19 protein-coding genes and 1 pseudogene are annotated in these 23,649 nt (G+C 51.6%); 1 reads left to right on the top strand and 19 read right to left on the bottom strand.

All coding sequences use genetic code 11. The features are described from left to right. Positions 1–94: 94 nt before the first annotated feature. Positions 95–1,669 (top strand): IS1182 family transposase, encoded by a 1,575-nt coding sequence (locus OCV63_RS04765; protein ID WP_158362445.1) that lies wholly within the window; start codon positions 95–97, stop codon positions 1,667–1,669. Positions 1,670–1,800: 131 nt separating this feature from the next. Here OCV63_RS04765 and OCV63_RS04760 read toward each other — a convergent pair whose 3' ends face one another. The 19 genes and pseudogenes from OCV63_RS04760 to OCV63_RS04670 form a co-directional block, all read right to left on the bottom strand. Next, positions 1,801–3,060: an SH3 domain-containing protein gene (locus OCV63_RS04760; RefSeq protein ID WP_262670645.1), complete on the bottom strand. Its 1,260-nt coding sequence runs from the start codon at positions 3,058–3,060 to the stop codon at positions 1,801–1,803. 59 nt (positions 3,061–3,119) lie between these two features. Next, the gene (locus OCV63_RS04755; protein WP_262670644.1) at positions 3,120–4,781 is read right to left on the bottom strand and encodes a nucleoside kinase; all 1,662 of its coding nucleotides are present in this window, start codon (positions 4,779–4,781) and stop codon (positions 3,120–3,122) included. An 86-nt stretch (positions 4,782–4,867) separates the two neighbouring features. Next, positions 4,868–5,638, bottom strand: coding sequence for a Nif3-like dinuclear metal center hexameric protein (locus OCV63_RS04750; protein ID WP_158362440.1), 771 nt, complete (start codon positions 5,636–5,638; stop codon positions 4,868–4,870). 118 nt (positions 5,639–5,756) lie between these two features. After that, the gene (locus OCV63_RS04745; protein ID WP_158362432.1) at positions 5,757–6,455 is read right to left on the bottom strand and encodes a tRNA (adenine(22)-N(1))-methyltransferase; all 699 of its coding nucleotides are present in this window, start codon (positions 6,453–6,455) and stop codon (positions 5,757–5,759) included. 4 nt (positions 6,456–6,459) lie between these two features. Then, positions 6,460–7,572, bottom strand: a complete 1,113-nt coding sequence (gene rpoD, locus OCV63_RS04740) for an RNA polymerase sigma factor RpoD (protein ID WP_158362430.1) — start codon at positions 7,570–7,572, stop codon at positions 6,460–6,462. Positions 7,573–7,610: 38 nt separating this feature from the next. Next, positions 7,611–9,380, bottom strand: a complete 1,770-nt coding sequence (dnaG, locus tag OCV63_RS04735; RefSeq protein WP_158362428.1) for a DNA primase — start codon at positions 9,378–9,380, stop codon at positions 7,611–7,613. Between the two features lie 12 nt (positions 9,381–9,392). Beyond that, on the bottom strand, positions 9,393–10,400 hold the full coding sequence (locus OCV63_RS04730; protein ID WP_158362426.1) for a deoxyguanosinetriphosphate triphosphohydrolase: 1,008 nt from the start codon (positions 10,398–10,400) through the stop codon (positions 9,393–9,395). Positions 10,401–10,597: 197 nt separating this feature from the next. Beyond that, positions 10,598–11,128, bottom strand: a pseudogene (locus tag OCV63_RS04725) (DUF5662 family protein); the annotation flags it as partial. Continuing rightward, positions 11,125–13,086, bottom strand: coding sequence for an alpha-amylase family glycosyl hydrolase (locus OCV63_RS04720; RefSeq protein WP_158362424.1), 1,962 nt, complete (start codon positions 13,084–13,086; stop codon positions 11,125–11,127). The pseudogene OCV63_RS04725 and the gene OCV63_RS04720, both read right to left, overlap by 4 nt. A gap of 159 nt (positions 13,087–13,245) precedes the next feature. After that, positions 13,246–14,157 carry a DUF4349 domain-containing protein gene (locus OCV63_RS04715; RefSeq protein ID WP_158362422.1) on the bottom strand — a complete coding sequence of 304 codons (912 nt, stop codon included), beginning with the start codon at positions 14,155–14,157 and terminating at the stop codon, positions 13,246–13,248. Continuing rightward, the gene (locus OCV63_RS04710; protein WP_158362420.1) at positions 14,154–15,044 is read right to left on the bottom strand and encodes an immunoglobulin-like domain-containing protein; all 891 of its coding nucleotides are present in this window, start codon (positions 15,042–15,044) and stop codon (positions 14,154–14,156) included. Before OCV63_RS04710 ends, OCV63_RS04715 begins: the two co-directional genes overlap by 4 nt. Next, a complete protein-coding gene (locus tag OCV63_RS04705; protein ID WP_158362418.1) occupies positions 15,031–15,585 on the bottom strand; it encodes an RNA polymerase sigma factor in 555 nt (184 codons plus the stop codon). Before OCV63_RS04705 ends, OCV63_RS04710 begins: the two co-directional genes overlap by 14 nt. Before the next feature lie 266 nt (positions 15,586–15,851). Then, positions 15,852–17,306, bottom strand: coding sequence for an IMP dehydrogenase (gene guaB / locus OCV63_RS04700; protein WP_158362416.1), 1,455 nt, complete (start codon positions 17,304–17,306; stop codon positions 15,852–15,854). Between the two features lie 251 nt (positions 17,307–17,557). Next, positions 17,558–18,247, bottom strand: a complete 690-nt coding sequence (locus OCV63_RS04695) for an energy-coupling factor transporter transmembrane component T family protein (protein ID WP_158362414.1) — start codon at positions 18,245–18,247, stop codon at positions 17,558–17,560. Further along, complete coding sequence (locus tag OCV63_RS04690; RefSeq protein ID WP_158362412.1) at positions 18,235–19,647, bottom strand: ABC transporter ATP-binding protein; 1,413 nt, start codon at positions 19,645–19,647, stop codon at positions 18,235–18,237. Before OCV63_RS04690 ends, OCV63_RS04695 begins: the two co-directional genes overlap by 13 nt. After that, positions 19,644–20,525, bottom strand: coding sequence for an ABC transporter substrate-binding protein (locus OCV63_RS04685; RefSeq protein ID WP_158362410.1), 882 nt, complete (start codon positions 20,523–20,525; stop codon positions 19,644–19,646). Before OCV63_RS04685 ends, OCV63_RS04690 begins: the two co-directional genes overlap by 4 nt. A gap of 1 nt (position 20,526) precedes the next feature. Then, entirely contained in the window at positions 20,527–21,138 is a 612-nt protein-coding gene (locus tag OCV63_RS04680; RefSeq protein WP_158362408.1) for an ECF transporter S component, read from the bottom strand. A 463-nt stretch (positions 21,139–21,601) separates the two neighbouring features. Beyond that, entirely contained in the window at positions 21,602–23,224 is a 1,623-nt protein-coding gene (gene groL / locus OCV63_RS04675; protein ID WP_158362406.1) for a chaperonin GroEL, read from the bottom strand. A gap of 115 nt (positions 23,225–23,339) precedes the next feature. Then, a complete protein-coding gene (locus tag OCV63_RS04670) occupies positions 23,340–23,624 on the bottom strand; it encodes a co-chaperone GroES (protein WP_158362404.1) in 285 nt (94 codons plus the stop codon). Between the last annotated feature and the right edge of the window lie 25 nt (positions 23,625–23,649).

The following is a 23,649-nucleotide window of genomic DNA, read 5'->3' as shown; positions in this document are numbered from 1 at the left end:
AAAGGGGCTGTGAAAAAACATAACCTATAAAAAAGAAGGACCAAGGATTCATAATGAATCCAAGGTCCTCTTTTTGTGTTAAAATTAATCTGCAATGAAAAAAATAACACACACTTATTCTAACCCCAAACAGGCAGTTTTGCCAATACTAATTCAAGATTATCTGGACATTTGTGATCCGGTGCTGACATTTGATCGATTTATGGGAGAAATCGATTTGGAGAAATACCTGAAGGAAATCCCAAAACATGAGGTGGGAAGACTTCGGTATAACCCGGTTAGTATGCTGAAAACAATCCTGTTCGGATTTATGACAAATGGATATGTTTCTCTTCGTGAGCTGGAAGACAGCTGCAAAGTGAATCTAAGGTTCATGTATCTGATGGATCATGAAGTCCCATCCTATCGGACTTTTGGATATTTTATCAATGAGATACTCAGCGAGTCTATTGAGAAACTATTCTGTGATATCAATCAAAAAATTTTTGAGAAAGAACATACGGACCTGCAACATTTATATATTGACGGTTCTAAGTTTGAAGCCAACGCAAACAAGTATTCCTGGGTATGGAAGAAAGCGACTGAAAAATCCAGATACCGCCTGTTTGAGAAGATCACTTCCCTGTTTCAGGAAATTAATCTTGAGCTTCAATACACGGGGATAAAGTTCAGTATTAATACGGAATACTCGCCAGAATACCTAAAGGAAGCCGCATCGAAATACGTAGAAATCTGGCAGTTGGATGAAACAACGTTTGTCGCTGGGAAAGGACATCGAAAGTCAGTCCAGCAGCGCCATTATGAAAAACTTCAGGAATATCTGTCAAAGCTGAATGACTATGTAGAAAAGATCCAAATCTGTGGAGATGGACGCAATAGCTATTCCAAGACTGATCATTCCGCTACTTTCATGCGAATCAAAAAGGACTATCTGGGAAATGACCAGCTGCTCCCGGCGTATAATGTCCAGGTCGGTGTGGCAGATGAGTATATAGCGGTTGTTGATGTGAACCAATACCGTTCAGATATGGACTGTTTCATCCCCCTCATGAATAAGTTCCATGATATTTATGGATTCTACCCCAAATATCCGGTAGCGGATGCCGGTTACGGCTCGTATAATAACTATATTTTCTGTGAACAGAATGGGCTGGAAAAATATATGAAATTCCCAATGTTTAAGAAAGAAACCACCGACAGAAACTATCATGAAGACCCATTCCGGGCAGTTAATTTCAAGATCGACGGAGATGGAAAAATGCGATGCCCTAACGGAAAGGGATTCCATTTGCAGTACCGTAAGGAAATAAAAGGAAACGCGTATGGACGGGAAGAGGAAATCTATCAGTGCGAAGACTGCAGTGGATGTCCTTACGCGGAAAAATGTAAAAAGGGAGAGGGAAACCGTACCGTGCGTGTCAATCAGGAACTAACAAAGATGCATCAGGAAGTGATTCAAAACCTTGAGAGTATCCAAGGTGCGCTGCTTAGAATGAACCGTTCCATCCAGGCAGAAGGTACTTTTGGTATTATAAAAAATGACCGCTGGTATAAACGGATTGTGCGAAGAGGGATAAAATCTGTTCAACTTGAAGTATACCTTGTTTCACTGGGACACAATCTTTATAAATTCCACAACAAACAGATGAAAATAAAATCAGCTGCATAGATTTGAAAATCAACAAATTTATGGGGTAAGGGGGAAATGCGCTTTTAGAGACTACTTCGTTTATAATTTTTTAGTCTAAAAGAGCGTGTAAAAAATGATTTCTCATTTTTTCACACGCCCTCTCCTATTCTTTAATCAAACAGTACCACCACATAATACATGTTACCAGCTTTACAAACCGCCGCCGCCGTCTGAGTGTTCAAATCCGTCATCATAGCCATTCTATGACCACTGGAATTATAAAATCCATTATACCAGCTTGATACACTTCCGCTCGTATTTTTATGGCAAATCTCTTCCGAACAATTTCTCATACCGCTATGCGAGAAATCTGAAACAATCTCTTCCGCTCTCTCACAAGCCGTAGATGCCAGTGAATCGCTCCAAGACAATTCCGGAAGTCCAGCCTCTGCTCTCTTCTGGTTCATGTAGTCCACAAACTCCCTGGAAGTCGATGTACTCTTCTCTGTGCTTTCGCTGCTACTGTTGGAGCTTGATGAGCTGCTGGAAGAAGAACTGCTGCTTCCACCACTGGCAGCTGCCAGGTTCTTGCGCTGCATCTCCATGTAAGTGTTCAGGTCGCCTGCGTTGAGCGCTGCGTCCATCTCAGCTTCTGAATATACAACATAAAATTCAGAACCCGATGCGGATCCACCACCGCCACCACTGCTTGCCGCTGCACTGCTTCCGCCGCCGGATGTTCCGGTAGAAGCAACCGCCTTGGCTTCCGGCTTCTCCATGGCCACGTACTTGTTGGAGACGTAACCCTTCTGGCCGTCGAAGTCGAACTGATACCAGCCGTTATCTGCGGCACCCGTTACGTTGATCTCCTGGGCGAATGACAGGTTTCCGATTTTCTCATAGTCGGTGGACGGTCCCTTGCGGACGTTCACGGACTGCTTGGCGTACATGGTTCCGATTACGGAATCATCAACTGCGAAGCCGTTGACCTTCTCGAATCCCGCTCTCTTCACCGCCAGGGAATCCTCGGTGTCCCCTTCCTGGGCCTGCACCGCGGTAATCGTAAAGCTCTTACCGTTCTCGGTATCTGCCAGGGAGTCCTCCGGACCTGTTACGGTAACGACCGCCTCCGGAACCAGAAGCTCTTTCTGCTCCTCCGGGAAAGTCTCGTCCAAAGTCAGCGTATAATCTGTCTTCTCTGCGTCGCAGGCACTGTAGGTTCCATCCTCATTCGCTGCGGTAATGGATAACAGGTAGGACGCTTCCTTTACCTCTTCCGGCTCCTCAGCTACCTCTTCGGTGTCTGCTGTGTCAATCGTTTCTTCCTCTGCTTTCGTAGGTGCGGTAGTGTCGGCCTGCTGACTGCAACCAGCGAGCATAGCACATGTGACAGCTACTGCGAGAACATTCATAAGGTTTTTCTTTTTCATAAGTAAGTTCTCCTGCATTTTTCAAAGTTCTGTTTTCCCATTTTCTGGAATTATTTTGCTTACAGACGGAAGCACCCGCCCCCGATAAATTCCCGTACCAGGGAATTATCCGGGATATTGGTGCTGTCCACACCCAGAAAATAATCCAAGAATTTTAGCAGTCTCTTCGCCTCCAGATATTCCGGCGCCTCCCGGTCGATACCAAAAAGCAACGGCTCCGCGTACTGCTTCAATACCGAAAGCTCATAGATCAGCGCGGAATTGAACACCACATCCGCTTCCTCCTGATAGGGGAAGATATTCTCCTCCTCTCCTCTGCGGACAGAAGGCCACATCGAAATCGTACGGGCTGCGCTGGCTCCGCGTGTCCGCGCGTCGCGGACCATCCGGCGGATCAGTCTGCCATCCGTGGTTGGAATCCGGTTGTGCTCATCCACATTTAACTGCGTCAACGCACTGATGTAAATCTTAAATTTGCTCTCCCGGGGCAGGCTGTGGGACAGCTTGTCATTCAGACAGTGGATCCCCTCGATGACCAAAATGTCGTCCTCGCCCATAGTCAGATAGTCGCCATTATACTCCTTCTTCCCGGTTTTGAAATTGAAATACGGCAGTTCCACCGTCTTTCCCGCCAGCAGATCGCACATTTGCTGATTGAAGAGCTCGATGTCCATGGCCTCCAGGCACTCGAAATTATAGTCGCCGTTCGCGTCCCGGGGTGTCTGTTCCCGCTCTACGAAATAATTGTCCACGGAAATGGGATGGGGCTTCAGGCCCGCCGCGGAAAGCTGGATAGACAGCCTTCTGGAAAATGTGGTCTTTCCGGAAGAGGACGGTCCCGCGATCATGATAAACTTCCGGCTGTGATCCGCCGCAATCTGGCTTGCAATCTCCGCAATTTTCCGCTCCTGCAGGGCCTCCTGGGTCATAATCAACGGATGCAGGCCGCCCTGGGAGATGCAGTCATTCAGATCGCCGACCGTAGAGATACCCAGCAGATCCCCCCATTTGGCGGACTCCTTCAGCACCCGGAACACCTTGTTCTGAGGCACGAAGGGCGGCACCTTCTCCGGCTCTGACACAGTCGGGAACTGGAGCACAAAGCCCTCATCGTAAGGGTGCAGTTCAAAATACTTGAGATAACTCGTATCCGGCACCATATAGCCGTAATAATAGTCTTCAAATTCTCCGATACTGTAGATATTGACCCGGGACGCCCGGCGGTACCGGAACAGCTTCTCCTTATCGTACATCCGATGGTTGTGGAAGATGCGAAGTGCCTTGTCAGTAGCTACATTTTTCTTCTCAATGGGGGTCTTTCGTGCCACATACTCCTGCATCTGCGCCTTCACCGCCGCAAGGAAAGCGTCGTCCACCTTCACGTCGCCCTCCACTGTACAGTAATAGCCATTGCTCAAAGAATAATGAACCTGGGCGCGGGTCACATGCTCATGGCCTGCCACCCGGTAGATAGCCTTCATCAGCAGCATGGTCAGACTGCGCCGGTAGGACTGCGCTCCCACCGTGTCCGCCGTGGTGTAAAAGCTAAGCTCCGCGTCCTCATACAGCTTCTTATTCAGCTCCCGCAGACGCTTATTGGCAGATACCAGCACGATATCGTGGAGATAACTTTTCTGCATATCCGCCGCGATTTCCAGATACCTGGTTCCTTCCGGATATTCATATGTATTTCCGTTCAGACTTACTTTTACCATTTTCATATGCCGCACCTCCATATTTTTACACAGACAGTCGTTCTTTTCACCTGCAACTGCCCTGAACTATCCGCTATTCTATCTGTTATCTCTTACAGCACCTGAAACGGCTGCCTGATCGGCGCCGTATATACCGTCAGTTCCGGACAGTGCTTCTTCAAAAACTGCTCCATGTCCCCGATATAGATATGTTCTATCCCATAATGGCCTGCGTCAATGATCGCCATGCCGCAGTCCGCCATATCAATGCCGGTGTGGTGATCGATATCGCCGGTAATATACACCTCTGCGCCAAGCTTCAGTGCCTGCTTCGCGTCACTTTTTCCGGAACCCGGACAGATGGCCGCCCGCTGTACGCGCTTTTCCAGCTCGCCAAAAATCTTCACATTGGGAAGGCCAAAGCGCTCCTTCACCAGCTCCGCGCACTCCTTCACAGTCATGCTCCGGGACAGCCCGCCCACACGGCCGATGCCTTCGCCGTCCAGCACTTCCTCCAGCGCCTTTGTATCTTTCAGATCCAGCATATCCGCCGCCAGATCCGCCATTCCCATCACGTCATAATTGGTATGCATGGCATAATAGGATATATCGTTTCGGATCAGGCGAATCAGCCGCTCGCCCATGTAAGTGTCTGTGGTCACCGACTTGATGCCGCCAAAAATCATCGGATGATGGGTCAGAAGTAACTGCGCGCCACATTCCGCTGCCGCGTCCACCACCTCGTCCGTGGCGTCCAGGGCGATGTAGACTGTGTCCACCTCCCGCTCCCGGCTGCCCGCCAACAGACCCACATTGTCCCAGTCACAGGCATATTTCCGCGGATACCGCGCCTCGATTTTTTCCAGAATATCCTGACATCTCATGACTCTTATGCTCCTGTTCTTTTACTGTTCACTCTATTACGCTTTGAAGAAAAGCATCTATAAGCTTTGAATCTTATATGTGAACCTTATATTTCCAAATTTTGTAAGTCTTTCCTTTTTACAGATTTTCGATACCTTGCAGTACTTCCGTCAGCAACCTGATTTCCGCCGCCACTTCCGCCCGCCGGGCCGCGATCCGTTCCTCTCCGTTCTCCGGAAGTCCCGCCGCGATCTGCCGGTTCACTTCCAGTCTCTTTCGCAGAAAATCTGCCAGCACCTCCGGCGATTCCTGCATTTCCAGCTTTCCGAAGCGGTACTCTGCTTCCGTATAGTCCTCCGCCTCTCCCGGCACTGCCTTGAACATGGGATAATATTTCCCCTCGTCCAGCAAAATGTCTTCTTTTATGATATGCCAGCCGTGGCTGCCAAGCCACCGCCGCACGTCTCCTATCTCTGACTGGGGCTGTAGTACCAGCTCCCGGACGCCGGTAAGCGCAGGCTCTCCTTCGCTTAAGATCCGCATCATCAGGGCCCCGCCCATGCCGGCAATCAGCACCGTATCTGCTTCTCCCCGTTTCAGCTCGTGAAGTCCGTCGGAAAGCCTTGTCTCTATGTACGCCGTCAGTCCTGCCTCAGCAATATGGCTTTTTGCCCGCTCCAGGGGGCCTTTGTTGATATCCATGGCTATCGCCGAAGGGATTTTTTTCTCCCTGCAAAGACAAAGGGGAACATATCCGTGATCTGTTCCCACATCTGCCAGCCGGCTGCCCTCAGTGACCAGCTCTGCCAGTCGGTTCAGTCGTCTTGAAATATTCATTTTTCTAATCCAGGTAATCCTTGAGCTTCCGGCTGCGGCTGGGGTGACGCAGCTTCCGAAGGGCCTTCGCCTCAATCTGACGGATTCGCTCACGGGTTACATTAAATTCCTTTCCAACTTCTTCCAATGTCCGGGCCCGTCCATCATCCAGGCCGAAACGCAGGCGCAGAACCTTTTGCTCCCGGTCTGTCAGGGTGCTTAACACCTCCACCAGCTGTTCCTTCAGCAGGGTGAATGCCGCGGCGTCCGCCGGAACCGGCACATTGTCGTCCTGAATGAAGTCGCCCAGATGGCTGTCCTCCTCCTCACCGATAGGCGTCTCCAGAGAAACCGGTTCCTGGGAAATCTTCAGGATCTCACGCACACGCTCCACCGGCAGCTTCATCTCTGCCGCAATCTCCTCCGGAGTAGGTTCGCGGCCCAGCTCCTGCAGCAGCTGACGGGATACGCGGATCAGCTTGTTGATGGTCTCTACCATATGCACCGGGATACGGATGGTCCGCGCCTGATCGGCGATGGCTCTCGTGATGGCCTGACGAATCCACCAAGTGGCATAGGTACTGAATTTATATCCTTTTCGGTAATCGAACTTCTCTACCGCTTTGATAAGGCCTAAGTTTCCTTCCTGAATCAGATCCAGGAACAGCATGCCGCGGCCCACATAACGCTTCGCGATGCTGACCACCAGTCGGAGGTTTGCCTCAGCCAGACGCTTCTTGGCGTCCTCGTCGCCTTCCTCCATGCGTTTCGCCAGTTCAATCTCCTCATCGGCGCTCAGAAGGGGAACCTTACCGATCTCCTTCAGATACATCCGAACCGGGTCCTCGATGCTGACGCCGTCCGGGATAGACAGGTCTAACTGCTCCACATCCACATCGTCGTCATCCTCTGCCAGAAGCAAAGCGTCGTCGGGCTCGTCCCCGTCGCCGGTAATCCGAAGCACGTCGATATTATTGGCCTCCAGATACTCCAGGATTTTCTCCATATGATCCGGATCCAGATCAAACTCCGCAAAGAAGTCGCTGATCTCCTGGTACTCCAGAATATTCTTTTTCTTCTTGGCCATTACCAGAAGCTCTTTTAATTTCTCCTCAAACTTTGCTGCGTTCTCTTCCATGTTGTTCCATCCTTCCATAACTTGTTAGTATTTTATCCTTAATCCAGTGAAATATGCAGTTTCTGAAGCTCCCGCCGCTCCTGTATGAGCTTCTGCAGGCCCGCCATGTCCGTGGGCGCAAGCTCCTTTCCTTTGCGGTTCAACGCTTCCTGCCGGATTTTGTAAATGGTCTCCTGCAAGGCCTTCTCGGTTTCCTCTTTGGTCTCCACCTGTTTTAACCGGGCGTTAAATACGGCTGCCGCCTCCCGCTGCTCTTCTGCGTTTTCGAAACGGCTCAAGAGCCCTGCCGGGTTTAATTTTCCCTGCTGCTCCTGCTGCTCATACAGCATCTGTGCGATCTGGGCATACAGCGGCACGTTGAAGTCAGACGGGCTGATATAGCGCCGGATCACCCGGAAATAAGCTTCGTCTGAAATCATCCAGGTAAGCAAAAGCTTCTGGGACGCCGCCGTTCCCTCATCCTTCTCCTTCTTATGAGAAGAGACGTCCCGGGGACGCGGAGCCGGTGCCTGTCCGCCCAAAGTCAGGCCAAGCTGATTGACCTTCCGCCTGAGAGCCTCATAGCCAATGCCATATCTGGCGGCGATGGCTTCAATATAATTATTGCGCTCGATTTCGTCGGAAAAGCCCAAAAGCTTCTTCGATGTCTCGTCAAAAAAGGCCGTCTTCTGAGCCGGATCCTTTAAGTTATACTGCCGCTCCAGCACTTCCACCTCGAAAAGGAAGCTGCTCTGAGCCTCGTCGATACGCTGCTGAAAGGCCTCCTGGCCCATATTTTTGATAAACTCATCAGGGTCCTTATAAGGCTTCATATTGATGACCCGCATGGTCAACCCCGCTTCTTTCAGAATCGGGATCGCCCGGAGAGCCGCCTTGGTCCCGGCCTCGTCACTATCGTAGGTCACCAGCACCTCGTCGGCGTAGCGCTTCATAAGAATCGCCTGCTGGGCTGTCAGGGCCGTGCCAAGAGACGCCACCGCCTGGCTGAAGCCTGCCTGATGGAGGGCAATCACGTCCATATAGCCCTCGCAGATAATCAAATTCCCTTTCCGGGAGCTGCGGGCGAAATTCAGCCCGTACAGGTTCCGGCTCTTGTCGAAAATCTTCGTCTCCGGCGAGTTCAGGTACTTGGGCTTCGCGTCGCCCATGACCCGGCCTCCGAAGCCGATGACCCGGTGATTGGCGTCCATAATCGGGAACATAACCCGGTTCCAGAACTTATCGTAGACGCCGCTGCGCTCGTCCATGCTGAACAGACCTGACTCTTTCAGAAGGGCGTCCGAATAGCCCTCATGCTTCAGGTACTGATACAGCTCCTTCGTCTGCTGTCCCGAATAACCCAGTCCAAATTTCTGGATGGTCTCATCGGTGAGCGCTCGGTTTTTCAGATATTCATACCCCACGCGGCCCTTGGGCTGCCGGAGCTGATAGTAATAATACTTCGCCGCTTTTTTCTGAATCTCCAGAAGCCGGCTCTTCAAGTCCGCCTGGCGTCTGGCCTCCTCGGAGTATTCCACCTCCGGCAAATCCACGCCGCTTCGGTCGGCCAGTACCTTCACCGCCTCCGGGAAGGTATAATTTTCATATTCCATTAAAAAGGTAAAGACATTGCCGCCCGCGCCACAGCCGAAGCAATAATACATCTGCTTGCCCGGCGACACCGAAAAGGACGGAGACTTCTCACTGTGGAAGGGACAGAGCCCGAAATAGCTGGAACCCTTCCGCTGAAGCCGCACGTACCCGGAAATCACATCCACGATGTCATTTCGCGAGCGTACCTCCTCGATCAATTCTTCTGCATAATACATCTATTCTGCCACCTATGCGTTCCATGCCTTTGGAACAAAGTATTCTTCAAACTTGTAAATCGCATACTGGTCCGTCATACCGGATATGTAATCACACACCACGATCTCCAGGGGATCCCGGCCGCTGGCCAGCATGGCTTTAAACTCATCCGAAAGCTCTTCCGGATGCTCCATATAATAGGAAAACAGACCCTCCAGCATATTCCGGGCCTTAACCTCCTCGCCCTTGGCGATGGGATTCGTGTACACATTGCTGAACATGAAGCTGCGGAGCGCATGCATGGCTCCCTCCACCTCCGCCGACATACAGATATCCGGCTTTCCCATACTCTGGGAAATGACGTCGTGTACCAGGGTATTCAACCGTTCTCTCGTCGTACTGCCCAGGATATCCCGATATTCCTTCGGAATATCCATCTCTTCCAGGATTCCGGCCCGGATGGCGTCGTCGATATCGTGATTGATATAGGCGATTTTATCGGAGAAGCGCACCAGCTTTCCCTCCAGCGTAGACGGGTGCCCGCTGGTCCGGTGGTTCCGGATGCCGTCCCGTACCTCCCAGGTCAGATTCAGGCCCTTGCCGCTCTTCTCCAGCTTCTCCACCACCCGGACACTTTGTTCATAATGGGTGAAGCCCGTACTGCAGAGGTCGTTTAAAACCCGCTCGCCCGCATGTCCGAAAGGCGTATGTCCCAGATCATGGCCAAGGGCGATGGCTTCGGTCAGATCCTCGTTGAGGCGTAAGGCCTTTGCCATGGTTCTGGCTATCTGGGAGACCTCCAGGGTGTGGGTCAGGCGGGTGCGATAGTGGTCGCCCCGGGGCGTCAGAAAGACCTGCGTCTTATGCTTCAGACGCCGGAAAGACTTGCAGTGCAGAATCCGGTCCCGATCCCTCTGATAGACCGGTCGGATATCGCAGGGCGACTCATATCGATCCCGCCCCCTGGAATTTCTGCTCAGAGAAGCATAAGGACTTAAATAATCGCTTTCCCACTGTTCCGTACTTTCCCGTATGGTCATATATCCACCTCTTTATGATGCGATACTGAATGGTTATCAATTTTCCTCTACTTATAATATTCTGCGCCGGTTTCCGATTTCCTTTTTTATTTTCCAGACGTATTTTCCTGCTTTTGAAGCCGGAGAACCTCTTCGTCCGAAATATAATGCCCGTCGCCCACCAGCTGCCAGGGCCGGGGCGGGATCTTCGGGTATTCCTTCTTGCCCACTATATGCGCGCGCATGTAGGCGAACAGCGCTTCCTCACCCTGCCCGTCCAGGATATGTAAGAGATGCTCCAGGAGCGCCCTGGTCTCATCGTGGATCATGTAAGAATCCTTACCCTTTTCGTAATACTCCAATGGCTCATGCTGGTCATAATGACCCTTATTGTAGATCTTGGACGCGGCCATCCGATCCATCATCATCTCGGCCACGTAGCGGTTGGGCATCTTCATGCCGGTCATGCCCTTCACCGGACCCAAGCTGTAGTCGATCCAGTATTCATAATGGTGCTTATTCCTGCCCTTGTGGTGCAGCCAGGCCGCCGAATAGCCCTTTTCCTCCCGCTCCGCGTTGTTGGGGCTCCGGTAGCCCTGATAGTATTTGCAGCCCGGAATAAATTCCGTGGGCGTATATTTGGACATGTCGTGCAGCAGTCCCTGTCGGTACAGCCCAATCTTAAAGCAATGCCGCATGACCATGATTTTATGTTCCGTGATAGTGCAAAAATGTTTCCAAGCCTTCATTCTGCCTCTGCTCCTGCCTGTTTTGTCTGCTCCTTCGCTTCTTCCGGTCTCTTTGCCACCATTTTCCGGTTCCCCTTAGACCGTCCCCGCAGCACCAGAATGGTCCGCTCCGGGACGGTCACGGTGCGCTGATCCGGAAGCACTTCTTCGCTGCCATCCGCGCAGATTCCATCCGTACCTTCTGCTCCGGTATCCAGGGCAACAGTCCAGACCTGTCCGCCCGGCAGCTTCGGCAATGCGAATTCGTGGGGAATCCAGTGCATATTGTACGCTGCGTAGAAGGAATCGTCGCTCTCGTTTCCTTCGGAATTAGCCGCCACATATTCCCCCGCATAGAGGATGCCGACGCTCCTGCTGTAATTTTCAAAATCTCCCAGCCAGGCCCGTTTCCCATGATAGGACACGTCGGGATGGCCGCAGGACAGGTAATCCGTCTGCCGAAGCTCCGCCGCCTGATGAAAGACCGGATGCTTTTTCCGAAAAGCAATCAACTGCCGCACATACTCTTCCAGATATTCCCAGGTCTTGCCCGGCTTCCATTTGATCCAGGAAAGCTCATTATCCTGACAGTAAACGTTATTGTTGCCGGACTGGCTGTTGCCGCGCTCGTCGCCGCCGTACAGCACCGGCACGCCCTGGCCCAGATACAGCATAACCAAAGCGTTGCGAAGCTGTCTGGAACGAAGCTCCAGGGTCTTTTTCTTACGGCTTTGGCCCTCCTCGCCGCAGTTCCAGCTATAGTTGTAATCGGTGCCGTCCCGGTTATCCTCGCCGTTGGCCTCGTTATGCTTCTCGTCATAGGACACCGCGTCCATCAGGGTAAATCCGTTGTGCCCGGCCAGATAGTTCATGACTGCGTGGCGCTCCGGGTTCTTCCGTTCTCTCCAGATAAAGGCCGGAATCATGCCCTCGTCGCCCTTCAGGAAACGACGGATATCCATCAGAAAACCATCGTTATATTCCGCCAGATTGCGGAAGGCGGGTACGGTGCGGCCATCGTAGATTTCGTCCAGTCCAAAGCCCTCGGACATGATTTTCGTATGGCTGAAAAGCGGTTCCTGGGCCAGAGCCTCCACCGGCGTGTGATCCCGGTTTACGTGAACGCCGTCGATGTGATAGTTCAGGACCCAGTAGCGGATGCAGTCCAGCACCCGGGCCGTCTGTATCCCTTTTGGGAAATAGAATTCCAGCACCAGCTCGATGCCGTTTTTATGAAGCTCCTTTACCAGGGTTTTCAACTCGCGCACCGGATCCTTGGAGGACGCATAGGAGGCCTTCGGAGCAAAATAGTAGCTGTCGGCGTAGCCCCAGTAATTCATCAGGGGTTCGTCGGCTTTTCCACCTCTCCGGATGGGCGGGCGCTTTTCATCCCAGGCTTCCACTTCCGCGAATTCGTAGACAGGCATCAGCTCCAGCTGATTGATTCCCAGTGCCTTCAGATAGGGGATCTTTTCCTGTACACCGGCGAAGGTGCCTTTTGCACGGACGCCGGAGGTGGAGTGCCTGGTGAAACCGCGTACATGGGTCGCATAGGCAATCACGTCTGTATAGGGGATCTGCAAGGGTTCGTCGCCCTCCCAGTCAAAGTCATCGGATATGATACAACCGCGCAAAACGCCCTCTCCGGCAGATGCTTGTCCCCAGGTTTCCCGGCCGGCAATGCGGCGGGCGTAAGGGTCTGTCACAATGGCGCCTGCGATGCGGTAGTTGTATTCGTATTTTTCGTTCGGAAGATTTTCGATCTCGACGGAACGCAGATCGCCGTAGCGGGTGCTGTGTTCCATGGGGATTTCGATTTCAGCTTCTTTTTTTCCTTTTTTATATAAGAGCAGCGCGCAGTCCTTTTCGGCAGGAACGGCGACAGTAAAGCTTATCCACGCACCCTGGCGTTCGATGCCGGGGCGATGATAGGCTCCTTTTTTTATGGGATATCGGAATGAGGGATCCGGGGTTTTCATGGGCGTGGAGCCTCCCTTTTTGTCTGATTTTGGGGTTTTTGAAAAAATCACGAAACTTAGCCAATTATGATCATTATACCAGATTTTTTTTAAACAGTGAAGAGGAAAAGTAATACCCCGCCTTTCCCGGTCGGGAGGATGGCGGGGTATCGTCAGGTTCTACTCTTTGGGTTCTTCTTTTTTGTGGAAAATCGGTTTCTTCCATACTATTTTCCGCACGATTTTTATAATGACGAAGGCCGCCGCTGCGAGAATCGCAATGTAGGGCAGGGAGGCCAGGAACCAGATAGCGAAGCTGCGTAAGCCCTGTCCGATGTGATAGAGGTTGTCGGCCAGGCGGGTTTTTAACTCGCTTGCGAAGCTTTGTTTTTCCGGGGCGCTTTCGCGGTCTACTTCGTAGAGGCTGATGTTGACAGTGCTGTAGGAGACCTGGTTGTCGTAGGTGCGTAGGGTGGATTCGTATCGCTGCAGTTCGTAGCGGATTTCGGACAGACGGGTTTCAATTTTGATGATGTCATCCATGTTTTCGGCCTGTTCCATGAGAGTGAGCAGACGCTCCTGTTCGGTCTCCAGGGCTTGTTTGTGGCTTTCGGTGTCTACGTACTGCAGAGTGATGTCATCGACGCTTTCGCTTTTGCTGGTGACGTTGCCAAGGCCGCTGACGGTGGTGATGAAGGTGTCCAGCTTATCGGCGGGGATGCGTAAGGTCAGCCAGGCAGAGCGGTTTCCTCTTCCGTAGTAGCTGGTTCCGTTTACCTCAGAGGTTTCCGTGTATCCGCCGGTCTCGGTAACTTTGGCCTGGATACCGGAAAGTACTGTCTCAAATTCTCTGGTCTCCATGTTCAGAGTGACGGTTTTGATCAGCTTCTGGCTGGTGTTCGTCGGTATCTCGATGCCGGATTCGGCGGTGACTGCGCCGTCTTCCGCCACGTCGTCCCAGGCTTCATTTTCATATGCGCCGGCTTCTTCGGTTACGCTGGCAGCACTCATGGTATCTTTGGATGCTCCGCCGCAGCCTGCCGCCAGTGCGCCTGCCATCAGGATAGCCATGATCCATGCTCTCTTTTTCATTTATTTACCTCCAATTCTTCTTCCAATCCCTGTTCTACGCTCTCGAATCGGAATCCGGCACTGAAGGGTACGCCGTCCACGTAGGTGATAATCCGGTAGGCGTCCGCGTCATAGTCCAGGTCGTAGGCTGTGAGTTCCAGCTCTTCATCCTGGGCCATGCCGGGCTCCAGCACCACCGTGGTATCCTGCCCGACGGGCTCGGTCTTTCTGGGTATCACATACCAGGCTCCTCCGCTTTGTACCTGTAATTCCATATTGGCGTTATAGGAAATGGGCGTCTCACTGATGTTACCGATTGTGATTTTTACCAGTTTCGCTTCTCTTGCAATCACGGGGCTGGACACCAGGGTCTTCACGCTCTCGGTCTCGCCGGTTACACTCTGCTCCTGGGCCAGATAGATGTCGCGGCCTGCGAAGGTGATTTTCTCCGGTGCTTCTTCTTTCTCTTCTGCAGATGCGGCAGCGGTGGTGTCTTCGGCGCTTTCGCTCGTGTCTTCCACGTCTTCGAACACAGCCTCCTCCGTGCTGTCCTGCGCGGCCGACGCCGTCTCCGGAGCTGCTGTGTCAGCGCTCCCGCTCTTCTTTCCGCTCGTCAGAAATAAGCCCGTGCAGACGCCGCCCACCACCAGCACCGCCAGGATACAAGCCGCAATCTTATTGAAGCTGTAGACAAATTCCCGGCTGGTGATGGTGCTTTTCTCCCGCTTCGGCCTGCCGCCCGCATCCAGAAGCTCCTGCATGCTCTCCTGAAATTCTTCAGAATACCGATGCATCCGGGCGATTTCCCGCTCAGAGGGGATAAAGCTCAGCTGCTCCTCCATACATTCGTCGGCGGCCTCCGCAAGCAGTTCCTTTTCCAGTTCTTCCCGTTTCTTATCGTCCCGCACTGCCTGCCACCTCCTTTGTCAGCATGTTCTGAAGCTTTTTCCGCGCCCGGAAGTACCGCACGTTGACGGTTTTGGAAGAGATTCCCAGTAAATCGCCGATTTCCCGGTCCGAAAGCCCGTGTACATATTTGTATTCGAAAATCACGCGGTAGTTCTCCTCCAGCTCCAATACGCAGGCTACGATGGCGTTATAATTTTCTCTGGTTATGTACTGGCTTAAGGCGTCCGGCTGACCGGCGGGAATGTCGTACTCCAACTCTTCCACGGACAGGTCTCCCTTTTGTTTTCGCAGAATGTCGATGGCCTTGCTTTTCACAATCGTCATCAGAAACTTTCGGGTTTTGGAACTCTCGACAACTTCAATCTTGTCCAAATGTCTGGTCAGCGCCAGAAAGGTCTCCTGTACGGCGTCCTCCGCCAGATGATCGTCGCCCAGCATCTGGTTGGCCACATACCAGCAGAAATGCTGATACTGCTCGTAGACCTCTGTAAATTTTTCTTTCTCGTCCTGGGTGTCCAGTATGGACAGATACATCAGCATGCGCGTTCCTCCCGTAATGATTCAGCACCTTCATCCCTTCATCATTACGGGATTCGCAGATTCGATGAAGTATACTGAATACGTTGTTACATCTACTATAACGCATTTTGTTTGCTATTTACTACAAAAAATACTTAATTTTTTATGAACCGTATGAAAACTTTTTTCGAAACCGCGGACGGATTTCAGGCCGGGTTTTGACAGAAAAGAAAAAACCGACATATGAATGCCGGCTTTTTCTTTCTATACTATCCGTTTCTCTTCTATTATGACTCGGTGCTGTAGTTCGGAGCCTCTTTGGTGATATGGATATCATGGGGATGGCTCTCCTTCAGGGACGCCGCGGTAATCTTAATGAAGCGGCCTCTCTGCTTCAGCTCTTCGATGGTCGGTGTTCCGCAGAGTCCCATACCGGAACGAAGTCCGCCCAGCATCTGGAAAATGGTATCCTCTACGCTTCCCTTGTATGCCACACGGCCCTCTACGCCTTCGGGAACCAGCTTCTTTGCTCCCTCCTGGAAATAGCGATCCTTGCTGCCGTTCTCCATCGCTGAGATAGAACCCATGCCGCGGTATACTTTATATTTTCTTCCCTGGAACAGCTCGAACTCGCCCGGCGCTTCGTCACAGCCTGCGAACATACTTCCCATCATGCAGACATTTGCACCTGCGGCAATGGCCTTGGTGATATCTCCGGAGTACTTGATACCGCCGTCAGCGATAACCGGGATGCCGTATTCCTTCGCTACCTCATAGCAGTCCATAATCGCACTGATCTGCGGTACGCCGATACCGGATACCACACGGGTGGTACAGATGGAACCCGGTCCGATGCCGACCTTGACTGCGTCCGCGCCTGCCTCAATCAGGTCTCTTGCTGCTTCGCCGGTAGCGATATTGCCAGCGATCAGCGGCAGTTCCGGATATGCTTCCTTGATCATCTTCAGACAACGGATAACGTTTGCAGAATGTCCATGGGAAGAATCCAGCACAATCACATCTACCTGCGCCTTTACCAGGGCGTCCACACGCTCCAGCGCATTGCTGGTGATGCCGACACCTGCGCCGCAGAGCAGTCTGCCCTTCGCGTCCTTCGCAGAATTGGGGTACTTGATCTGTTTTTCAATATCTTTGATAGTGATTAAGCCCTTCAGATTGAAGTCGTCGTCTACGATAGGCAGCTTCTCTTTTCTTGCCTTGGCGAGGATCGCCTTTGCCTCCTCCAGCGTAATGCCTTCCTTCGCGGTAACCAGTCCCTCGGAGGTCATGGACTCTTTGATTTTCTTGGAAAAATCTGTCTCGAACTTCAGATCGCGGTTGGTGATAATACCCACCAGCTTCCGGCCCTCGGTAATCGGTACGCCGGAGATGCGGAACTTCGCCATCAGCTCATTGGCGTCCGCCAGGGTGTGCTCCGGGGATAAATAAAACGGGTCGGTGATAACGCCGTTCTCAGAACGCTTTACCTTGTCGACTTCCTCTGCCTGCTTTTCGATGGACATATTCTTGTGGATAATTCCGATACCACCCTGTCTTGCCATGGCGATGGCCATGCGATGCTCGGTAACGGTGTCCATGCTGGCACTCATCATCGGGATGTTCAGCTTGATGGTCTTTGTCAGATGCGTCGTCAGATCCACCTGATTCGGAATCACCTCGGAATAGGACGGTACCAAAAGTACGTCGTCAAAGGTAATGCTCTCTCCAATAATCTTACCCATTTTATTCTCTCCTCTCAAGTCATTATTCTGATATTCTTTTGTGTCCGTGTAAGACGGTTATTAATAACTTATCTTAACGAAAAGATTCTGAATTGTCAATACATGTTCGCCGAAAAAAAACACAAAAAAGGCCGCGCAAAAACGGCTTTTTTTGATTCATAATATTTTTTAATTACTGTTCTTTTGTGTCTCCGATAAATTGCACACGTTCCGAACATTTGTCTTTCTATCGCGGTCATTCTATCATTTTCTCAGAACAGAATGGTCAATGCCACACAGCCGGCCAGGAAGATCCAGTCCCGCAACCGGACCCGCACTTCCAGATATTCCGTCCGCTCTTCTTCGCCGGAAAAGCCTTTCGATTCCATAGCGATAGCCAACTCCTCCGACCAGCGGACTGATTTTACCAGCAAGGGCTTCAAAAGCGCCGGAGATACGGGAAACACAGAGATTCCCCTGGCCCGGAAGGCCGCTCTGGTTCGCTTGTACTCCTGTACCGCCTGTGGAAAGATTCCCCAGGCTGCCAGAAGGCCGTAGGCCCAGACCTGCGGCAGGCGGAACTGCTTCTCAAAGGATTTCACCATCAAAATCCGGTCTGTCGTCAGGGTAAACAGGAACCCTACGCCTGCATAGGCCAATACCCGGCTGGCCTGGGCAATCCCATTCCATACCTTGGAATCACTGACGATAAAATCCGCTGCTGCCACCGGCATAGAAGCATCCGCAGAAAATCGGTAGCCAGTAAAAAACATTCCAACCGCAGCCAGCAGAATCGGAACCAGCAGAATTCCCAGCGTCTTTAACTTTACCCTGGAACACAGCAAAGCTGCCATACACAGGAAAAAGACAGCCAGATTCAGCGCCGGCTCATACCGGAACGCCAGTACGAAGGTCACACCCAGCAGTGTCACAAATTTTATAGCCGGATTCAGTGTACGCATAAGCTTCCTCCCTTCAGTTCCAGGATCTCGTCTGCGTAATCCTGCGCCAACTGTCGATCATGAGTGGAAAAAATCAGCGCCACTCCATGCTCTCTTGCCTGTCTGCAGAGAGAATCCATAATCGCCGCCGTATTATTCCGATCCTGAGCATAGGTCGGCTCATCGCAGACCAGCACCTTACAGGGATAAGCCATCAGAGCTGCCACGCCCAGGCGTCGCTGCTGTCCCTGGCTCAGCATATAGGGAGAAATATCCCGGTAGCGCCAGAGCCGGATGCCCCGCAGGATTTCCTCGGTTTTTTCTTCCGCGTCCTCCCGCTTTTTCAGTCCCACCAGAATCTCTTCCCTTACCGTATCGCTCACAAACTGATCCTGGGGATTCTGTGTGACAAATCCAATTTTTCCCAAATCTTTTTTTCGAAGCTTTCGGAGATCCCGGCCCTGAAGCAGCGCCTGCCCCTGATAGGAATAAAGACCGGATAAAGCTCCGAACAGGCTGCTCTTCCCGCAGCCGCTTTCTCCCAGGACTGCGTAAATACAGCCGGAGCGGAATGAGCCGTTCACATTCCGGAAAATAACGTTGTTCTGATGACGAAGCGTCAGATTCTTTAATTCCAGCACCACATCTCCCGGATCTGCCTTTGGAAGCTTTGGCTCATAGGCTTCTCCCGGCACGATAACGCCAAGCTCCTTCAAAAGCTCCGGATCCAGTGTATTTGCATCCATCACTTCCGGACGCAGAACGCCATTTTCCATGACCCGTACCTGATCTGCGATACCCAGCCAGTTCTCCAGCCGGTGATCCACCGCCAGAATTCCTATTCCCCGGGTCCGGTTCAGTTCCTTTAATTTTCCCGCAATCATACGGGCAGAAGCGTCGTCAATATTGGCAAACGGCTCGTCCAGCAAAAGCCATTTCGGCGCCAGCAGGGTCAGGCAGGCCAGCATCACCTTCTGTCTCTCTCCGCCGGACAGACTGTGCAGGGTCCGTTCTTTCAAATGGGAGATTTCACAAAATGCCAGAGCCTTCTCCACCTGCTCCATCATAGCTTCCCGCGGCGTACAGATATTTTCCAGGCAGAACAGGAGCTCATGCTCCACCGTATCCATACAGAACTGCAGCTCCGGGTTCTGGAACATCATGCCCACCAGGGTACACCGTTTCTTCGGCGTCAGGCTGTCCGGTCGAACGCCCTCCACCTCCAGCGTTCCGGAGCGCAGCACTCCGGCGCTGTGCGGGTAGATTCCCGCCGCCAGATACAAAAGGGTAGACTTTCCGCACCCGGAAGCGCCGGTGAGAATGGTAATCTCACCGGCGTCAAACTCCGCAGATAAATCCGAAAGGATATCCTTTCGATCTTCAAAATAGGTAAATTTTAAATGCTCGATTCTGATACTCATGCTTCAAAATACTCATTGGTGAATTCCCGCTCGGTTCTTCCGGAAATTACGCCGCACTCTACAAGGAAATCTGCCATCCGGTTCCATCTCTGGGCGTCAATTCTTCCCCAACGTCCTTCCTTGTCCAGAAGAATCGGTGCCAGATGCTTCTGACTGCGGATCAGCAGAGACTCTGTTGCGTCTGCCGGCAGCATATCGCGTACCTCCATCACGGTCTCTTCCGGATGCGCAGCTACCTCACGGTAAGCCCGATCTACAACCTTCAGGAAGCGGCGGACTGCATCCGGTCTGTCGCGCAGGACTTCCTCGGAAGCTGCCATGGCCGGTGCGCAGAAATCAAAGATAGGATCCACATCTCCCAGATTGAAATAATTGATTTCCTTGCCAGCCTCCAGCAATACCTGATTTTCCCAGTTTTCATAAACCCAGGTGGCGTCTGCTACATCTCCCAGAGTCGCTACGATATCTCCCACATCCAGATTTACCAGGTTAATCTTATCATAATCACCACCGTCTGCCTCTACCACGCGGCGAATCGTTGCATGGAACCAGGCCGGAGTCCAATGGGTCAGACGTTTTCCCTCCAGCTCTCTGGGGCGGGTAATCCCTGCTTCCTTCAGAGACACAATACCAGAATCACACTTCTGGGTCATAACCGCGATACCGGTCAGATTGATTCCCCGCTCCCGGCATTCCAACATGGCAATCTCCGGGCCGCAGACGAAATCGCCTCCGTGAAGCTCCATCTCTCCGTGTACCTCACCGAAGATCTCCACATCCAGATTGGCCTCCTGAAACCAGCCTCTCTTCTGAGCCAGCAGATAACCCGTATGGTTCGTATTCGGGAACCAGTCCAGAACAAGCTTTAACTTATCCATTTTAATCCTCCTCGTCATATACCTTGCCAATCTTAGCCTTCGCGCCGATGGCATAGCTCTTTACTACACCGGTCTTTGCCAGTCCGTCGCCTGCCAGCTTACAGATCACGCCGGAGAATACAATGGCGCTCACGAAGCGTACAGCCAGCTGGGCAATCAGAAGTCCCGGAGCCAGTGCAATATAGTTCAGATAATACAGCTCATAACAGAAAATAAAGCTTGCGGAAAATACGCTTGCCAGGGACATGCTTGCCAGATCCCATTTCTTATAGCGGAATAAAGCGAAAGCAAGCTCTGCGCCCGCACCCTGAATCATTCCGGTCAGAACTACGGTTACACCGCCGGAATTGCCCATCAGAAGCTCTACCGCAGAAGCCAGCACCTCTGTTACCAGTGCTACGCCGGGCTTCCGGATAATGTAGGCTGCCAGCGTAGCCGCCATAAACCATACACCGTAGATAATCTCAAAGGAAAAATTGGAAAATCCTGTAGGCGCAAGTACGGTGGAAAGTACGACTCCTCCGTCAAAAACCGCCAGATATACGGCCGAAAATACGACTCCAAGAATCGCCATCATAATGATGTCCTTTAATTCCCATTTTTTTGTTGTCATGTTACTTTTCCTCCTGAAAGTATGTTTTTTCACTGAACCTTTAGAAGTCTGGGCAAATAAAATAGAATCCTGCTCTGCAGGATTCTCCGGGCGCTCGTTTGCTCAATTATTACAAATACACTCCCTACAATGGCATTATCCAACAGGTTCATCGGGTCATGAACAGTTCCAGTCCAAATCTCAGCCAGCTTCTGCCAGCACCCCATTGCTTGTTGTTCAGTTTCCCATAAAGTATAGCATGGACCAGGGAAAATTGCAAGGAGTTCTTAGCCCGGATCCAGCGTCCCGGTTCGAACCTTCCGCTTCAAAGCAAATACCCCGCGGCAGGTTAAATCCTGCCGCGGGGCGCCTGTTTTTCTTCCTTGGACTTATATTCGAAAACCACTTACGTGGTTTTCTCATTAACACATCAGGTGAAACCAAATGCCCAGCTATGCCGGTCGCTTGGTTTCCTGCTGATGTGTTACATCATTCCGCCCATGCCGCCGCCTGCGGGCATTGCGGGTGTTTCTTCCTTAATGTTTGCTACACAGCTCTCTGTGGTAAGGAACGTAGATGCTACGCTGGTTGCGTTCTGCAGAGCGCTTCTTGTTACCTTTGCGGGGTCAAGAATACCTGCGTCTACCATGTTCACATACTCTTCATTCAGTGCGTCAAAACCGACTCCCGGATCGCTCTCTCTTACCTTGTTGATGATAACTGCGCCTTCCAGCCCTGCATTTGCAGAGATATGGAACAGGGGAGCCTCCAGTGCCTTCAGGATAACCTTTACACCGGTCTTCTCATCGCCTTCTGTAGTATCAAGCAGCTTCGCTACCTGCTTGGTTGCGTGGATATACGCGGATCCGCCGCCTGCGATGATACCTTCCTCTACAGCCGCCTTGGTAGCTGACAGAGCATCCTCCATACGAAGCTTTGCTTCCTTCATCTCTGTCTCAGTTGCAGCGCCTACACGGATAACTGCTACGCCGCCTGCCAGCTTTGCAAGTCTCTCCTGCAGCTTCTCGCGGTCGAAATCAGACTTGGTCTCTTCGATCTGCGCGCGAATCTGAGCGATACGCTGCTGGATATCTTCCTTGGAGCCTGCGCCCTCTGCGATGATGGTGTTCTCTTTCTGAATCTTTACAGACTTTGCAGTACCCAAATCTTCAAGCTTCGCATCCTTCAGCTCGCGTCCCAGCTCCTCGGAGATGACGTTTGCGCCTGTCAGGATTGCGATATCACGCAGCATCTCTTTTCTTCTGTCGCCATAGCCCGGTGCCTTTACACCAACTACCGTGAAAGTTCCACGCAGCTTGTTCATAACCAGAGTAGTCAGAGCCTCGCCCTCGATATCCTCTGCGATAATCAGAAGCTTTCTGCCGCACTGTACGATCTGCTCCAGCAGCGGAAGAATCTCCTGGGTTGTGGAAATCTTCTTATCTGTAATCAGGATATACGGATTATCCAGATTTGCTTCCATCTTCTCCATGTCTGTTGCCATGTAAGCGGAAATATATCCTCTGTCGAACTGCATACCTTCTACCAGATCCAGCTCGGTCTTCATGGTCTTGGACTCCTCAATAGTGATAACGCCGTCGTTGGTAACCTTCTCCATAGCGTCTGCTACCATGTTGCCAACTTCCTCATTTCCGGAAGAAACAGCTGCTACTCTTGCGATCTGATGCTTTCCGGTTACCGGGCTGCTCATCTCCTTAATAGCCTCTACTGCGGCGTCTGTCGCCTTCTTCATACCCTTTCTCAAAACGATCGGGTTCGCTCCTGCTGCCAGGTTCTTCATACCTTCATGAATCATAGCCTGTGCCAGAACAGTTGCTGTAGTGGTGCCGTCACCAGCTACATCATTGGTCTTGGTCGCTACTTCTCTTACCAGCTGGGCACCCATGTTCTCAAACGGATCCTCAAGCTCGATCTCTTTTGCAATGGTAACACCATCGTTGGTAATCAGGGGCGCGCCATACTGCTTATCCAATACTACGTTTCTTCCCTTCGGTCCGATGGTTACTCTTACGGTATTTGCAAGCTTATCTACACCGGCTTCCAGTGCTTTTCTGGCGTCTACGCCATATTTGATTTCCTTAGCCATTTTTAATTCCTCCAGTTTCTTTTTTCAGATTTTTATATCATTATTCGGCCATATCCTGACGGATATGCACGCTCCGCTCAGGATGCCATTCGGCAAAGAATAATATCGAAAGATATTATTCTACAATTGCAAGGATGTCATTCTGCTTTACAATCATGTATTCCTCATCGCCAAGCTTTACTTCATTTCCGGCATACTTGGAATAGATAACTTTATCGCCAACCTTTACGTGCATGGTAATCTCTTTTCCGTCTACCATTCCGCCAGGTCCTACTGCTACAACCTCAGCCTGCTGCGGCTTCTCCTGGGACTTGCTTGCCAGAATAATTCCGGATGCGGTAGTCTCCTCTGCTTCAAACTGCTTCAGTACAACTCTGTCTCCCAACGGTACTAATTTCATTTCTATTCCTCCTTGGATCTTGTTC

This window comes from Laedolimicola ammoniilytica (assembly GCF_025567165.1).
GTDB classification, from domain to species: Bacteria; Bacillota; Clostridia; order Lachnospirales; family Lachnospiraceae; genus Laedolimicola; species Laedolimicola ammoniilytica.
The sequence above is the reverse complement of the archived record's forward strand: the minus strand, read 5'-3'. Positions and strand labels throughout refer to the sequence as shown.